The 15,888-nt window shown below is 70.0% G+C and carries 12 protein-coding genes; 9 read left to right on the top strand and 3 right to left on the bottom strand.

Translation table 11 applies throughout. The annotated features are described in order from the left end of the window. Nucleotides 1-145 precede the first annotated feature (145 nt). From CSC64_RS00840 to pilH, 7 genes are all read left to right on the top strand, one after another. On the top strand, nt 146-2,974 hold the full coding sequence (locus tag CSC64_RS00840) for a 2-oxoglutarate dehydrogenase E1 component (protein ID WP_162433418.1): 2,829 nt from the start codon (nt 146-148) through the stop codon (nt 2,972-2,974). Nucleotides 2,975-3,011: 37 nt separating this feature from the next. Next, the gene (sucB, locus tag CSC64_RS00845; RefSeq protein WP_162433419.1) at nt 3,012-4,220 is read left to right on the top strand and encodes a dihydrolipoyllysine-residue succinyltransferase; all 1,209 of its coding nucleotides are present in this window, start codon (nt 3,012-3,014) and stop codon (nt 4,218-4,220) included. Between the two features lie 27 nt (nt 4,221-4,247). Further along, nucleotides 4,248-5,684, top strand: a complete 1,437-nt coding sequence (gene lpdA / locus CSC64_RS00850; protein ID WP_162433420.1) for a dihydrolipoyl dehydrogenase — start codon at nt 4,248-4,250, stop codon at nt 5,682-5,684. Between the two features lie 189 nt (nt 5,685-5,873). Then, entirely contained in the window at nt 5,874-6,047 is a 174-nt protein-coding gene (locus tag CSC64_RS00855; protein WP_162433421.1) for an MFS transporter, read from the top strand. A 43-nt stretch (nt 6,048-6,090) separates the two neighbouring features. Further along, nucleotides 6,091-6,684: an LOG family protein gene (locus CSC64_RS00860; RefSeq protein ID WP_162433422.1), complete on the top strand. Its 594-nt coding sequence runs from the start codon at nt 6,091-6,093 to the stop codon at nt 6,682-6,684. A gap of 319 nt (nt 6,685-7,003) precedes the next feature. Then, on the top strand, nt 7,004-8,002 hold the full coding sequence (locus CSC64_RS00865; protein ID WP_162433423.1) for a YhdH/YhfP family quinone oxidoreductase: 999 nt from the start codon (nt 7,004-7,006) through the stop codon (nt 8,000-8,002). Between the two features lie 123 nt (nt 8,003-8,125). Continuing rightward, nucleotides 8,126-8,524, top strand: coding sequence for a twitching motility response regulator PilH (pilH, locus tag CSC64_RS00870; protein ID WP_162433424.1), 399 nt, complete (start codon nt 8,126-8,128; stop codon nt 8,522-8,524). Nucleotides 8,525-8,623: 99 nt separating this feature from the next. On the opposite strand, the gene CSC64_RS00875 is transcribed toward pilH, so the two are convergent. Then, nucleotides 8,624-9,508: a DnaJ C-terminal domain-containing protein gene (locus tag CSC64_RS00875; RefSeq protein ID WP_162433425.1), complete on the bottom strand. Its 885-nt coding sequence runs from the start codon at nt 9,506-9,508 to the stop codon at nt 8,624-8,626. 262 nt (nt 9,509-9,770) lie between these two features. Between CSC64_RS00875 and CSC64_RS00880 the strand changes: the two genes are divergently transcribed. Continuing rightward, complete coding sequence (locus CSC64_RS00880) at nt 9,771-10,250, top strand: peroxiredoxin (protein WP_162433426.1); 480 nt, start codon at nt 9,771-9,773, stop codon at nt 10,248-10,250. 75 nt (nt 10,251-10,325) lie between these two features. On the opposite strand, the gene pbpC is transcribed toward CSC64_RS00880, so the two are convergent. Further along, nucleotides 10,326-12,812 carry a penicillin-binding protein 1C gene (gene pbpC / locus CSC64_RS00885; RefSeq protein ID WP_162433427.1) on the bottom strand — a complete coding sequence of 829 codons (2,487 nt, stop codon included), beginning with the start codon at nt 12,810-12,812 and terminating at the stop codon, nt 10,326-10,328. An 866-nt stretch (nt 12,813-13,678) separates the two neighbouring features. Beyond that, nucleotides 13,679-14,827 (bottom strand): acyl-CoA dehydrogenase family protein, encoded by a 1,149-nt coding sequence (locus CSC64_RS00890; protein ID WP_162433428.1) that lies wholly within the window; start codon nt 14,825-14,827, stop codon nt 13,679-13,681. Between the two features lie 126 nt (nt 14,828-14,953). On the opposite strand from CSC64_RS00890, the gene CSC64_RS00895 reads away from it, so the two are divergent. Next, nucleotides 14,954-15,883: an ArsR/SmtB family transcription factor gene (locus tag CSC64_RS00895; RefSeq protein ID WP_162433429.1), complete on the top strand. Its 930-nt coding sequence runs from the start codon at nt 14,954-14,956 to the stop codon at nt 15,881-15,883. Nucleotides 15,884-15,888: the final 5 nt, after the last annotated feature.

A 15,888-nucleotide genomic window follows, 5' to 3' on the forward strand; every position in this document is an offset into this window, starting at 1 on the left:
CGCCGGTGGGCGCGGAACGGGGCGTCTGGGCCCTTCGTATAGGTCCCTGAATGCGCACGGAGGGGTATACTTTGCGGCTGTCATGCCAGTTACGCCGGGCCCGAGGCAGCCTCGGTTCCGTCCCCCACCCAGACGCGGCAGCATCGTGGACAACCTACTAAAGCAGTTTGCGCAGTCTTCGCAGCTCGGCAGCAATGCCGCCTTCATCGAGGACCTGTACGAGCAGTACCTGGTCTCCCCCGACAGTGTCGATCCGAAGTGGAAAGCGTATTTCGACGGTTTCCAGGGCCACCAGGCCGGTGACATCCCGCATTCGGCGGTCATAGCCCACATCGCCGACGCCGCCCGCCACGCCGCCAACAACGGCTTTGCCGATGCCCCGGCCGGCGACGAGCGCGAGCGCAATGTCGGCCGCCTGATCACCGCCTACCGCTCGCGCGGCCACCTCGGCGCGAAGCTCGACCCGCTGGCGCTGACCCCGTCGATGAACCCGCCCGACCTGGGCCTGTCGTTCCACAACCTGTCCGAGCGCGACCTGGACGGCGAGTTCAGCACCGGCGGCCTGGCCGGCCAGCCGCGGATGCGGCTGCGCGACCTGCTCGCCCGGCTGCAGGCGACCTACACCGGCTCCATCGGCGCCGAGTTCATGCACATCCCCGAGGTCGAGCAGCGCCAGTGGCTGTACCAGCGCCTGGAGCTGGCCGGCGGCGACTACGACCTCGGTGCCGGAACCCGCCAGCGCGTGCTGGAGCGGCTGACCGCCGCCGAGGGCCTGGAGCGCTACCTGCACACCAAGTACGTCGGCCAGAAGCGCTTCTCGCTGGAAGGCGGCGATTCGCTGATCCCGCTGCTGGACAAGGTGATCCGCCAGGCCGGCGTGGACAAGGTCAAGGACATCGTGGTCGGCATGGCCCACCGCGGCCGCCTCAACGTGCTGGTCAACACCCTGGGCAAGAACCCGCGCAAGCTGTTCGACGAGTTCGAGGGCAAGTTCGAGCACGACGCCCGCGCCCACGCCGGCGACGTGAAGTACCACATGGGCTTCTCCGCCGACATCGCCACCCCTGGCGGCCCGGTGCACCTGGCCCTGGCCTTCAACCCCTCGCACCTGGAGATCGTCGACCCGGTGGTCGCCGGCTCGGGGCGTTCGCGCCAGGAGCGCCGCGGTGACGACGAGCGCCGCCAGGTGCTGCCGATCCTGATCCACGGCGACGCCGCGTTCGCCGGCCAGGGCGTGGTGATGGAACTGTTCCAGATGTCGCAGGCGCGCGGCTTCGCCGTCGGCGGCACCCTGCACGTGGTGATCAACAACCAGGTCGGCTTCACCACCAGCAACAAGGAAGACGCCCGCTCCACCCTGTACTGCACCGACGTGGCCAAGATGGTCGGCGCGCCGGTGTTCCACGTGAACGGCGACGACCCGGAAGCGGTCGTGTTCGTCGCGAAGCTGGCCTACGAGTTCCGCCAGCAGTTCAGGAAGGACGTGGTCATCGACCTAGTCTGCTACCGCCGCCACGGCCACAACGAGGCCGACGAGCCGGCGGCGACCCAGCCGGTGATGTACCAGACCATCCGCAAGCATCCCACCACCCGCGAGCTGTACGCGGCACGCCTCGAGAAGGCCGGGGTGATCGCCGCCGGCGCCGGCAAGGCGCTGGTGGACGAGTACCGCGACAAGCTCGACGCCGGCGAGGTCACCACCGACCTGGCCGGCTCCAAACCGGAAGACTACGAGCTGACCATCGACTGGTCGAAGTACCTCTCGGGCACCCTGTCCGACGCGGTCGACACGAAGGTCAAGAAGGGCACGCTGCAGCAACTGGCGAAGATCATCAACACGATCCCGCAGGGCGTGTCGCTGCACCCGCGCGTGGCCAAGATCTACGAGGACCGGGCGAAGATGTCCGCCGGCGAGATCGGCGGCGACTGGGGCTTCGCCGAGAACCTGGCCTACGCCACCCTGCTGTCCGAGGGTTACGGCCTGCGCCTGGTCGGCCAGGATGCCGGCCGCGGCACGTTCTTCCACCGCCACGCGGTGCTGCACGACCAGAAGACCGACAGCTACTACCTGCCGCTGCGCCAGCTGGTCGAGAGTCCCGAGCAGTGCACCATCATCGACTCGCTGCTCAGCGAGGAGGCGGTGATGGCGTTCGAGTACGGTTTCTCCACCACCGACCCGAACACCCTGGACATCTGGGAAGGTCAGTTCGGCGACTTCGCCAACGGCGCCCAGGTGGTGATCGACCAGTTCATCGCCTCGGGCGAGGCCAAGTGGGGCCGCATCTCCGGCCTGACCCTGCTGCTGCCGCACGGCTACGAAGGCCAGGGCCCGGAGCACAGTTCCGCGCGCCTGGAGCGCTTCCTGCAGCTGTGCGCGCTGGAGAACATGCTGGTCTGCGTGCCGACCACCCCGGCGCAGTGCTTCCACATGCTGCGCCGGCAGATGAAGATGGGCACGCGCAAGCCGCTGGTGGTGATGAGCCCGAAGTCGCTGCTGCGCCACAAGCTGGCGGTGTCCAGCCTGGACGAACTGGCCAACGGCGGATTCCAGCACCTGATCCCGGACGCCTCGGCCAATGCGAAGAAGGTCAAGCGCGTGGTGGTGTGTTCCGGCAAGGTCTACTACGACCTGCTCGAGGACCAGCAGAAGCGCGGCCAGGACGACGTCGCCATCGTCCGCGTCGAGCAGCTGTACCCGTTCCCGCGCGAGCTGCTGGCCGCCGAGCTCAAGAAGTACGCCAAGGCCACCGACGTGGTCTGGTGCCAGGAGGAGCCGCAGAACCAGGGCGCGTGGTACCAGATCAAGCACCACCTGCAGGCTTGCCTGGGCAAGGGCCAGGCGCTGAGCTACGCCGGCCGCCTGCGCTCGCCGTCGCCGGCGGTGGGCCACTTCGCCGACCATGTCGAGGAACAGCTCAAGCTGGTCGCCGATGCGCTGGTCAACCCGCCCGGCAACCAGATCGCCGCCGAATAATCCGTCGCCCCACGCATACAGGAATCAAGGACGCCCCATGGCCACCGAAGTCAAAGTTCCGGTCCTTCCCGAATCGGTCTCCGATGCCACCATTGCCAGCTGCCACAAGAAGGCCGGCGACGCGGTCAAGCGCGACGAGAACCTGGTCGACCTGGAGACCGACAAGGTCGTGCTCGAGGTCCCCTCGCCGGTCGACGGCGTGCTGAAGGAGATCAAGTTCCAGGAAGGCGACACGGTGACCAGCCAGCAGCTGCTGGCGATCATCGAGGAGGGCGCCGTCGCCGCAGCCCCGGCGGCGAAGCCGGCCGCCGGCGCCGAAGAGGGGCCGGAGAAGAAGGGCGCCGCCAAGGCCGAGGCCGCCGCGCCGTCTTCGACCCGTCCGGCCCCGGCTGCCGGCGGCGACCTGCCCCCGGGCGCCCGCGCCACCGCCGCCCGCGAAGGCGTCGACGCCTCGCAGGTCGAGGGCAGCGGCCGCCGCGGCGCGGTGACCAAGGAAGACATCGTCAACTACGCCCGCAGCGGCGGTGCCGGCAAGGCCGGCGGCGCGCGCCCGGAAGAACGCGTGCCGATGACCCGCATCCGCAAGCGCATCGCCGAACGGCTGATGCAGTCCAAGGACTCGATCGCGATGCTGACCTCGTTCAACGAGGTCAACCTCGCCAAGGTCTCGGCCGCGCGCAAGGAACTGCAGGACGACTTCCAGAAGGCGCACGGCATCAAGCTGGGCTTCATGAGCTTCTTCGTGAAGGCCGCGGCCAACGCACTGCAGCGCTTCCCGGTGGTCAACGCCTCGGTCGACGGCGACGACATCATCTACCACGGCTACGCCGACATCTCGATCGCGGTGTCCACCGACAAGGGCCTGGTGACGCCGGTGCTGCGCAACGTCGAGCGGCAGGGCTTCGCCGAGATCGAGCAGGGCATCGCCGATTACGCGAAGAAGGCGCGCGACGGCAAGCTCGGCCTGGACGACCTGCAGGGCGGCACCTTCACCATCACCAACGGCGGCACCTTCGGCTCGCTGATGTCGACCCCGATCGTCAACCCGCCGCAGAGCGCGATCCTGGGCATGCACACGATCAAGGAGCGCCCGATCGCCGAAAACGGCCAGGTCGTGATCGCGCCGATGATGTACATCGCGCTGTCCTACGACCACCGCATCATCGACGGCAAGGACGCGGTGCAGTTCCTGGTCGACATCAAGAACCAGCTCGAGAACCCGAACCGCATCCTGTTCGGCCTCTGATCGCCTGGAAGGCAAAGGAATCCTGCAATGGCTGAGAACTTCGACGTCGTCGTCATCGGTGCCGGCCCCGCCGGCTACCACGCCGCGATCCGCGCCGCGCAGCTGGGCCTGAAGACCGCGTGCATCGACGCGGCGCTGGGCAAGGACGGCAAGCCGGCGCTGGGCGGCACCTGCCTGCGCGTGGGCTGCATCCCCTCCAAGGCGCTGCTGGACTCGACCCACCAGTACGAGAACATGCTGCACAAGTTCGACCAGCACGGCATCAGCTTCAAGGATGCGGCCATCGACGTGGAGAAGATGGTCGCCCGCAAGGACGGCATCGTGAAGCAGTTCACCGGCGGCATCGCGATGCTGTTCAAGGCGAACAAGGTGACCGCGTACTACGGCTTCGGGCAGCTGCAGCCGGGCAACGTGGTCAAGGTGAAGCAACACGACGGCAGCGAAGTCGAGCTCAAGGGCACCAACGTCATCATCGCCGCCGGCTCGGATTCGATCGAGCTGCCGTTCGCGAAGTTCGATGGCGAGAACATCGTCGACAACGTCGGCGCGCTGGACTTCACCGAGGTCCCGAAGCGCCTGGCCGTGATCGGTGCCGGCGTGATCGGCCTGGAGCTGGGCAGCGTGTGGCGCCGCCTGGGCGCCGAGGTGACCATCCTCGAGGCGCTGCCGGACTTCCTGCCGGCCGCCGACGCCGAAGTGGCCAGGCTGGCCGCGCGCGAGTTCAAGAAGGAAGGCCTGGACATCAGGCTGGGCGCCAAGGTTTCCAAAGCCGAAATCACTGGCAAGGGCAAGAAGAAGGAAGTGTCCATCGCCTACACCGACGCCAAGGGCGAGCAGGCGCTGGTGGTCGACAAGCTGCTGGTGGCCGTCGGCCGCCGCGCCGCGTCGAAGGGCCTGCTGGCCGAGGGCACCGGCGTGCAGCTCAACGAGCGCGGCCAGGTCGTGGTCGACGAGCATTGCCACACCGGCGTCGACGGCGTCTGGGCGGTGGGCGACTGCGTGCGCGGGCCGATGCTGGCGCACAAGGGCTTCGAGGAAGGTATCGCCGTCGCCGAGCTGATCGCCGGCCTGCCCGGCCACGTCAACCTCGACACCATCCCCTACGTCATCTACACCGCGCCTGAGATCGCCTGGGTCGGCAAGACCGAGCAGCAGCTCAAGGCCGAGGGCGTGCCGTACAAGGCCGGCAGCTTCCCGTTCGCCGCCGTCGGCCGCGCCGTGGCCATGGCCGAGCCGACCGGCTTCGTCAAGGTGATCGCCCACGCCGAAACCGACCGCGTGCTGGGCATGCACCTGATCGGGCCGAACGTGTCCGAGCTGGTCCACGAGGGCGTGCTGACCATGGAGTTCAGCGGCTCGGCCGAGGACCTGGCACGGATCTGCCACGCCCATCCGTCGCTGTCCGAGGCCGTGCACGACGCGGCGATGGCGGTCGACAAGCGCGCCATCCACAAGGCCAACTGAAGGTTGGCTTTATGGATGCCTGGCGTTTGCGCCCGCAAACGCCAGGATCCCCGTACTGCCATCCCTGCCACCCGCGCCGTTGGCGCGAACCGCCCCCGACTCGGGGGCTATGGCCAGAAGCCGGGCACTGCCCGGCTTTGCTGTTTGGCCCATCCGCATGACACCCCATGCCATCAGGAGCTTGAGCCGATGACTTCGAAAGGACTGCCGCCGCGGGTTGCCGCCGGGATGTATTTCCTGGCCGGGGTGCTGTTCGTCGCCGGTGCGCTGGCTGCGCAGCGACCGGGTTTCGCCGCCGTGGGCGTCGCCTTCGCCCTGCTGGGTGCCGCCATGTGGCTGCGCCAGCGCAAGGGCCGGGACTGAGCCAGGCCGACTCCGTACGTCTTTCCACGAAAAAGATCCTCGCATGAAATCGATCTGCGTCTACTGCGGCTCCAACTCCGGCAGCAAGCCGGCCTACACCGAGCGTGCCATCGCCCTGGGCGACCGCCTGGCCAAGGAAGGGCTACGCCTGGTCTACGGTGGCGGCAACGTCGGCCTGATGGGCACGGTGGCCAACGCGGTGCTGGCCGCAGGCGGCGAGGTGACCGGGGTGATCCCCAAGCAGCTGGCCGACTGGGAAGTGGCGCACAAGGGACTGACCGAACTGGAGATCGTCGGTTCGATGCACGAGCGCAAGTCGCGCATGTTCGACCTCGCCGATGCCTTCGTCGCCCTGCCCGGCGGCTTCGGCACGATGGAGGAGATCTTCGAGATGCTGACCTGGCGCCAGCTCGGCATCGGCAACAAGCCCTGCGCCTTCCTCGACGTGGAAGGCTTCTACGCCCCGTTGATCGGCATGATCGACCGGATGGTCGCCGAGCGCTTCCTGCACCCTGACCAGCGCGCGGACCTGTGGTACGGCGGCGACATCGACGCGATGCTGGCGTGGATGCGGGCGTACGAGCCGGCGCAGGCGTCGAAGTGGATAGACGAGAAGCGGCGCGACGCATTGCGGTAGGCGCGCGGGCGCGTGGCCCGGCGGCTCGCGCTGTTGTGCTTTGCGATCGGAGCCACGATCTGGAAGCCGCCCGAGGACGTCGTACCCTGGGGATATGGCCCAAGTGGCACATGGATGTGCCACGGCCCTTCGTAAAGACAGGATGTCGTCCCGAAGGGTGGGACATATCCCCAGGGTGCGGCGGCCCCCGCCGAAGCCGACGCTTCAAGGCCCCCCGGTTCCCGCAACCAGAAGAAGAACCTTTGATTTCCGCCATCCGGATGGAAGAATCGAAGGCACTGGGTCCCGGGCGTTCGCCGGGACGAAGGAGCCCCTGCACATGTCCCTCCCCGCCACCTTCCCCGCCTTCCGCATCCACAACGACGCCGACGGCTATCGCAGCGGCATCGAGGCACTTTCGCTGGATGACCTCTCGCCCGGCGAAGTGGTGATCAAGGCCAAGTGGTCCTCGGTCAACTTCAAGGACGCGCTGGCCGGCACCGGCAAGGGCAGGATCCTGCGCAGCTTCCCGCTGGTCGGCGGGATCGATGTCGCCGGGCACGTGGTTGCGTCCACCGATGCGAAGTTCAGGGAAGGCGACCCGGTGCTGGTCACCGGCAGTGGCCTGAGCGAGACCCGCGACGGCGGCTACGCGGCCTACGCACGCCTGCCGGCCGAGTGGGTCGTCGCCCTGCCCCGCGGCCTGGACCTGCGCGAATCCATGGTCCTTGGCACGGCCGGTTCCACCGCCGCGCTGGCGCTGTACCGGATGCGCGAGAACCGGCAGCGCCCGGAGCTCGGCCCACTTGCAGTCACCGGCGCCACCGGCGGCGTCGGCTCGCTGGCGGTGGCGATCTTCAGCCGGGCCGGCTACGAGGTCCACGCGATCAGCGGCAAGCCCGGGCAGGCCGGCTACCTGCGATCGCTCGGCGCCAGCGAAGTGCTCGGCCGCGACGCGCTGGAAGCGAAGCGGCCACTGGAATCGATCCGCTTCGGCGGCGGCCTGGACAACGTCGGCGGGCCGATGCTGGTCAGCCTGCTGGCGCAGACCGCCGCTTACGGCAACGTCGCCGCCGCCGGCCTGGCCGCCACCCCGTCACTGGATGCGCTGACGGTGATGCCCTTCATCCTGCGCGGCGTCTCGCTGCTCGGCATCGGCTCGGCCGGCACCGCGCGCGACATCCGCGACGACATCTGGGCCTTGCTGGCCGACGAGTGGAAGCCGGCCAATCTCGCGGCGATCTGCACCCGCGAGGCGACGCTGGAGGAGTTGCCGTCAGTGTTCGACACCATGCTGGCCGGCGGTTCGCTGGGCCGCACGGTGGTGCGGCTGGGCTGAACGGTCCCGCCGCAGTGTGCGCACGGTCAAGTTTCGTCCCCGCGCGCCTGCATGCTGGAGGCTTCCGGCGGCTGCGCGCACCGACTACACTCCGGCGCAGGGGAAACACACCGGGGAAGCTACATGGCACGCATCCTGATCGTCGACGATTCGCCCTCCCAGCTGATGGGAATCCAGCGCATCGTCGAGAAACTCGGGCACGAGACGCTCACCGCCGAGGACGGCGCCGCGGGCGTCGAGGTGGCCAAGGCGCACCTGCCCGACCTGATCCTGATGGACGTGGTAATGCCCAACCTCAACGGGTTCCAGGCCACGCGCACGCTCAGCCGCGACGGCAGCACCCGCGACATCCCGGTCGTGCTGGTCACCACCAAGGACCAGGACACCGACCGCATGTGGGGCATGCGCCAGGGCGCCCGCGCCTACCTGACCAAGCCGTTCTCCGAATCGGACCTGTCGGACGTGATCGGCCGCCTGCTCGGCGGCGACCAGCCGGCCCCGGCGTCCGAAGAAGAAGCCTGAGGGCACGGCCGCGCCGGCCGCGTGCCCGATCGCCGGCGGCGAACGCCGCGCACGGCTGCATGCGCAATCCCCGGAGATGCGGCCACGCGGCCTGCATCCTCACTCGCCGAAGGCGCGCGCCAGGTCGCGATAGGCCTCGCGCTGCGCTTCGCTGGCCGGCGCCGGCGCCTGCACTTCCAGTTCCACGATCTGGTCGCCCGGCTGCGCGCCGGGCAGGCCGCGGCCGCGCAGGCGCAGCTTGCGCCCGGAATCGGAACCGGCCGGGATCTTCAGCTCCACCGCACCGCCCAGGGTCGGCACGCTGACCGTCGTACCCAGCGCCGCCTGCCAGGCCGGCAGCGGCAGCGTGTGGAGGATGTTGCGCCCGTCCACCTCGAACTGCGGATGGGCCTGGTATTCGATCTCCAGCAGCAGGTTGCCGCCGCCCTGGCCCTGCCCGCCCAGCCGGATCGCCTGCCCGGCGCGGATGCCCTTGGGCACCTTCACGTCGAGCTGGCGGCCGTTGAGGGTGATGCGCACGCTGTCGCCGCGGTACACCGCCTCCAGCGGCACCGCCAGCCGCGCGCGGGTGTCGCCGCGCGGCTGCGGGCCGGCGCCCGGGCGGGCGCCGCCGCCGCGCTGGCGCGCGAACAGGCTCTCGAAGAAATCGCTGAAGCCGCCGCCACCGTTGCCGCCGTGGCCACCCATGTCGCCGAAGATCTCGTTGAAGTCGTAGCCGCCGCCGTCGAAGCCACCGGGCGGCGGATCGAACTGCTGCCCCGGCCGGTAGCCGCGCGCGCGCAGCTGGTCGTAGGCGGCGCGCTTCTGCGGGTCGCGCAGCGCCTCGTAGGCCTCGCCGACCGCCTTGAACCGGTCCTCGGCGTCGGCCTCCTTGCTCACGTCGGGGTGGTACTTGCGCGCCAGCCGGCGGTAGGCCGACTTGATCTCGGCCTCGCCCGCGCTCGGTTCCACACCCAGGATCGCGTAGTAGTCCTTGAATTCCATCCGTTCACCGTCCGCTGCCTGGCCCGCACCGCCCGCACGGGCTCGCCCTGGAAACAGGACGGCCTGCGGCGCGGGCGCCACCTGTCGATTCTAAGCCGCGCCCACCACTGTGCGGGCGCATGCGCCGCGCGGCATGGCACAGGGACGCAGGCGCGCGGCGATGACGGCACTCGCCTTCCAAGCCCCACGGCGCGCACACGCGGTTGCCGCTAGACTCGGTCCGCCTCCGGCCGCGCCGGCCCTCCTCCCCCGGGATACCCCCATGACCATCCAGATCGGCGACACCATCCCCGAAGTCGTGCTCAAGCGCATCCGCGAAGGCGTGGAAAGCGTGGACACGCCCAGCCTGTTCGAGGGCCGCAAGGTGCTCCTGTTCGCCGTGCCCGGCGCGTTCACCCCGACCTGCTCGGAAAAGCACCTGCCCGGCTTCATCGCCCGCTTCGACGACTTCCGCAGCCGCGGCATCGAGGTGGTCTGCATGGCGGTCAACGACCCGTTCGTGATGCAGGCCTGGGGCAAGACCCTGGACGCGCCCGACGGCCTGCAGCTGGTCTCCGACGGCAACGCCGACCTGACCCGGGCGCTCGGACTGGAAATGGACGCCAGCGGCTACGGCATGGGCATCCGCGCCAGGCGCTTCGCGCTGTACGCGGAAGACGGCGTGGTCAGGCAGCTGTTCATCGAGGCACCGGGCGAGTTCAAGGTGTCCTCGGCCGACCACGTGCTCGAACAGCTCGGATAGGAACGGTGGAAGCATGCCCCTCTCCTCCGGGAGGGGGGCAAGGGCCATGACCGTCCTCGCCATGGACGCATGCGCCTACCCCGGAGACGCGTGCTCACGCCGCTCCGGCACCGACAGGCCGCTGCCATGTTGCCCTCCCCCGCCGTCCGCCTCGGCGGTCGACATCGCGCCCGCGGGCGCCTGCACCCGGAACCGCACCTGCGCCCAGGCACCGCTGTCGGCCAGCGCGGTGAGCACGTGGTCGCCACGACCGGCGCCGGCGTAGTCGTACTCGAAGCCGCGTCCGCCCGCGGTGCGGGCGATCGCGCGGCCGTCCAGAAGCCACTGCACCGGCGCGGTGCTGCCCAGCGCGCGCACCTGCAGGCGCAGCCCGCGGGTGCTGCCGGGCGGTGGCGCCAGGGTGGAACGCTCGGCGATGCCTTCGATGCGCAGGTTCTCGGCCGCGCCGCGGCCGTCGTCGGCGCAGTCGGGCGACAGCGGCGGCAGGCGCGCGGCGCGGCGTGCCTCGGCCGGCAGCCACGGTGACAGCAGCGCCGGCCAGCGCGCGATCTCCGCCTCCCGCGCCTCGTGCGCGAGCGCGCAGTCGGCCGACAGGCGCAGGCCACTGGCGGCGTCGACCCGGAAGCGCTCGCGCCCTGCGCTCCACAGCCGCGCGTCGCGTTCGGCGAACGTCGGTGGCACCGTGCCCTCCAGGCGCCAGGCCGGCATCGACCGCTGGCACAGCGCGGCCGGCGTATCCGCCGCCGCCAGGCCCAGCGGCCAGCACACCTCCACCGCGTCCACGCTGGCTGGCCGCGGCAGCGGATCGGCATCGCCCGGCGCGCGCGGCAGGCTGTCGATCGTGTCCAGCAGTAGCGGCAGCGCGGTGATCGCGCCGTACTGGCCCGGCAGCGGCGTGCCGTCCGGCCGCCCGACCCAGACCCCCACCGTGTAGCGGCGCGTGCCACCCACCGCCCAGGCATCGCGGAAGCCGTAGCTGGTGCCGGTCTTCCACGCCACCGGTGGACGCGTGCCGGCGTCGAACGCGCCACTGGCATGGCCGGGCCGCGGGTTCGACTGCAGGATGTCGCGCACGATCCAGGCCGCGCCCGGCGACAGCAGCCGGCGTTCGACCAGCGGCTGCCGCGGCAGGTAGCGCACCTGCGCGGCGAGCCCGCCGCGCTGGAACGCGGCGAACGCGCCGACCAGGTCCTCCAGGCGCACGCCGGTACCGCCGAGGATCAGCGCGAGGTTCGGTCGCGCACCGCGCGGGAAGCGCAGGCCGATGCCGGCGTGGTCCAGCCGCGCGGCGAAGCGCGCCGGGCCGACCCGGTCGAGCAGGTCCACCGCCGGCACGTTGAGCGAAAGCCGCAGCGCGCTGGCAGCGCCAACCGGCCCGTTGAAGGCCTCGCCGAAATTGCCCGGCCGGTAGCCGCCGAAAGCCTGCGGCGCGTCGACCAGCAGGCTTTCGGAATGGATCAGCCCGTCGTCCAGCGCCATGCCGTAGAGGAAAGGCTTGAGCGTGGACCCCGGCGAGCGCCAGGCGCGGACCATGTCCACGTGCCCCAGCCGCTCGCGGTCGCCGAATTCGACCGAACCGACATAGGCACGCGCCTGCATGCCCTCGTTCTCGACCACCAGCAGCGCGGCCGAGGTGCGCTGCGGCAGCGCGGCGAACCAGGCGGCCACGCGCTCCTCCAGCGCACGCTGCAGGTCCGCGTCCACGGTGGTGGCGATGCGTTGCGCCTGCGGCTGCTGCTGGCGCAGGCGCTGGGCCAGCAGCGCCGCGTGCACCGGCGGGCGCAGCGCGCGCGCGACCACCGGTTCGATCGCCGCGTCGGCCACGTCCTGTGCGTTCCAGACCTCCAGCGCCCGCATCCGCGCCAGCACCTTGTCGCGCGCGGCGCGCGCGGCTTCCGGGTGCCGGTCCGGGCGCAGCCGGCTGGGCGCCTGCGGCAGCACCGCCAGCAGCGCGGCCTCGGCGTGCGACAGGCGCGCGGCCGGCTTGCCCAGGTAGGCCCAGCTCGCCGCCTCGACGCCTTCGATGGTGCCGCCGAACGGCGCCCGCTCCAGGTACAGCTGCAGGATCTGCTGCTTCGACAGCCGCGCTTCCAGCTGCAGCGCGCGCGCCATCTGCCGCAGCTTTCCGGCCAGGCTGCGGGTGTCGCCACCTTCGAGGATGCGCGCCACCTGCATGCTCAGGGTCGACCCGCCGGACACGATCCCGCCGCTGCGCAGCCATTGCCCGCCGGCGCGCAGCAGGGCCAGCGGATTGACGCCGGGATGCCAGTGGAACCAGCGGTCCTCGTAGCCGAGCAGGGCCTGCAGGTAGAGCGGCGACACCGATGCGGGGGTGGCCGGATAGCGCCACACTCCCTCTCCGTCGGCGAACGCACGCAGCGGCGTGCCATCGGCGGCGGTGACGACGGTGACGACGGTGGCGCTGCCGCTGCCGGCGCGCGGCAGCGGCGGCGGGAACGCCAGGTCCAGCGCAAGCGCCGCCAGGAGCACGGCGACGGCGCCCCAGCGCAGCCAGGGCAGCAGCCGGCGCGCGCGCGCGCGGCTGCCCACGTCTGCCGTCATTGAGCCCTGCTCCATTGCCGTCCGGTCCGCGTGCTCCACGCGGCCATTTGAAGCCATCTGATGCCGGAGAGGAAGGTCGCGATCGCGGGGGCGACCGTGGCGGCACAGCAAAAGCAAGCGCAAAGCTTCGAGGGTGTCGGCTTCGGAAGGAGTCCGCCGTCACATGGGGGTATGGCCCACCCTTCGGGACGACATCCTGTCTTTACTCAGGGCCGTGGCACATCCATGTGCCACTTGGGCCATACCCCCATGCGACGACGGCCTTCAGGCGCGTTCGGGTGCGCGCCTGCGGTTCGGGAACAGACAAATCCCGTTCCCGACCCGATCGCCTTTGCTTCCTGTAGGAGTCCACTTCAGGGGGCGACCCGGAAGCGCTGGATCGCAGCAGCATTCGACGCGGGCGCTCCGGAGATTGCGCGTTGACCGTGGCGTCTCCAGGTAGCGTCGGGTCGCCCCCTGAAGTGGGCTCCTACAGAAGAGCGCAACGAGTGCCGGCGATTTCGCTGTTGCTTGCAGCGCAGGTCGAACCGCACGGCGCGGGCCCCAACGTGCCCGAAGGCCGTCGTTGCAGCGGGGTATGGCCCAAGTGGCACATGGATGTGCCACGGCCCTGAGTAAAGACAGGATGTCGTCCCGAAGGGTGGGCCATGCCCCGCTGCAACGGCGGACTCCTTCCGGAGCCGACGCACCCCAACACCGTTGCTCCTGCGGTTGCGGTTGCGGTTGCGGTTGCGGTTGCGGTTGCGGTTGCGGTTGCGGTTGCGGTTGCTGTTGATTCCGCAGCTATCGCAAACGGCCACCCAAAAGAACGGGGGCCGAAACCGGCCCCCGATCCTTCACATCCTCTTCGATGAAGCCAGCACCGCTCAGCGCAGCCCCGTCTCGCTGCGTGCGATGACCAGGCGCTGGATCTCCGAAGTGCCCTCGTAGATCTCCGTGATCTTGGCATCGCGGAAATAGCGCTCCAGCGGCATCTCCTTCGAATAGCCCATGCCACCGTGGATCTGCACCGCCTGGTGGGTGATCCACATCGCCGCCTCCGACGCGGTCAGCTTGGCGATCGCCGCCTCGGCCGAGAACGGCTTGCCCTGCGACTTCAGCCACGCCGCCCGCATCGTCAGCAGCAGCGACGCGTCCAGCCGGCACTTCATGTCCGCGATCTTGGCCTGGGTCATCTGGAACGTGCCGATCGCCGCACCGAAGGCCTTGCGGTCCTTCACGTAGGCGATCGTCGCCTCGTATGCCGCGCGCGCGATGCCGATCGCCTGCGAGGCGATGCCGATGCGGCCCGAGTCCAGCACCCCCATCGCGATCTTGAAGCCCTCGCCCTCCGCGCCCAGCACGTCGGCCGGCTGCGCCACGTAGTCCTGGAACTCGATCTCGCAGGTCGCCGAAGCGCGGATGCCCAGCTTCGGCTCGGTCTTGCCGCGGTGGAAGCCCGGGCGCGCGGTATCGACGATGAAGGCGGTGATCCCGCGTGCGCCCTTCTCCGGATCGGTCATCGCGAACAGCACGATGTACTTCGCCACCGGGCCGGAGGTGATCCAGCTCTTCTTGCCGTTGATCACGAAGCTGCCATCGGCCTGCTTCACCGCGCGGCAGCGCATCGCCGTGGCATCGGAGCCGGACTGCGGCTCGGTCAGGGCGAAGGCGCCGATCTCGCGGCCCTCGGCGATCGCGCGCACGCAGGTCTGCTTCTGCTCCTCGCTGCCGTGCTTGAGGATGCCGGCGCAGAACAGCGAGTTGTTTACCGACATGATGGTCGAATGCGCCGCGTCGGCGGCGGCGATCTCGATCATCGCCAGCGCATAGCCGATGGGATCCATGCCCGCGCCGCCGTACTGGTCCGGTACCTCGATGCCCATCAGGCCGTTCTCGCCGAGGACCTTGATGTTGTCCAGCGGGAATTCGCCGCTGCGGTCGTAGTGCTCGGCGCTCGGCGCGATCACGTCCTGGGCGATGCGGCGCGCCACGTCCTGCAGCATCAGTTGTTCTTCGGTGAAGCTGAAATCCACGGGAGACCCCTCCGGTCAGTCAATGGTGGCAATTGTAACCACCCGGCCATCCGCGGGCGTACGCCGGCTTGACCGCGACGAGCGCGCGCCGCCACAATATCTCTATATCGCGATAGGAAGATATTGATGGATCTCGAGGACTGGTCGACCCGTCTGAAGGTCTTCGCCGACGCCACCCGCGTGCGCCTGCTGGCCCTGCTCGAGCTGGAGGAGCTGACGGTGGCCGAACTGTCGTCGATCACCCGGCTGGCGCAGCCGCGCGTGTCCACCCACCTGGCCCGGCTGAAGGAGGCCGGCCTGGTGCGCGACCGCCGTGCCGGCGTGTCGGCCTATTACCGCTTCGACGAAGCCGCGCTCGACCCGGCCCAGCGCGCGCTGTGGCAGGCGCTGAGCACCGGCAGCGACGACCCGCTGCTGCGCCAGGACGCCGAGCGCCTGCCGACCGTGCTGGCCGCGCGCGCCGCCGACCAGAACTGGGCCGACAGCGTCGCCGGCGACATGGAGCGCCACTATTCGCCCGGCCGCACCTGGGAAGCGCTGGCGCGCAGCGCGCTGCCGCTGCTGGAGACCGGCGACGTGCTCGTCATCGCCTCCGGCGACGGCGTGCTGGCCGAGCTGCTGGCCCCGCATTCGCACCGCTACGTCTGCATCGACACCAGCGCGCGCGTGGTCGCCGCCGCCAGCGAGCGCCTGCGGAGGCTGGCGAACGTGGAGGTCCGCGAGGCCGACATGCACGCGCTGCCGTTCAAGGACGCCAGCTTCGACCTGGTGGTGCTGATGCATGCCCTGACCTACTCGGCCAGGCCGGCGCAGGCCGTGGCCGAGGCGGCGCGGGTGCTGCGCAAGGGCGGGCGCCTGCTGCTGAGCAGCCTGGCCCGGCACGAGCACAAGGCGGTGGTGGAAACCTACGGCCACGTCAACCTCGGCTTCCCGGGCAAGGAACTGCGCCGGTTCGCCGAGAAGGCCGGGCTGGAGGTGACCAGCCTGGAAACCGTGACCCGCGAACGCCGCCCGCCACATTTCGAGGTGATCTCGCTGATCGCCCTCAAGCACTGAGTCAC

The organism is Pseudoxanthomonas koreensis, assembly GCF_010093225.1.
GTDB classification, from domain to species: Bacteria; Pseudomonadota; Gammaproteobacteria; order Xanthomonadales; family Xanthomonadaceae; genus Pseudoxanthomonas; species Pseudoxanthomonas koreensis.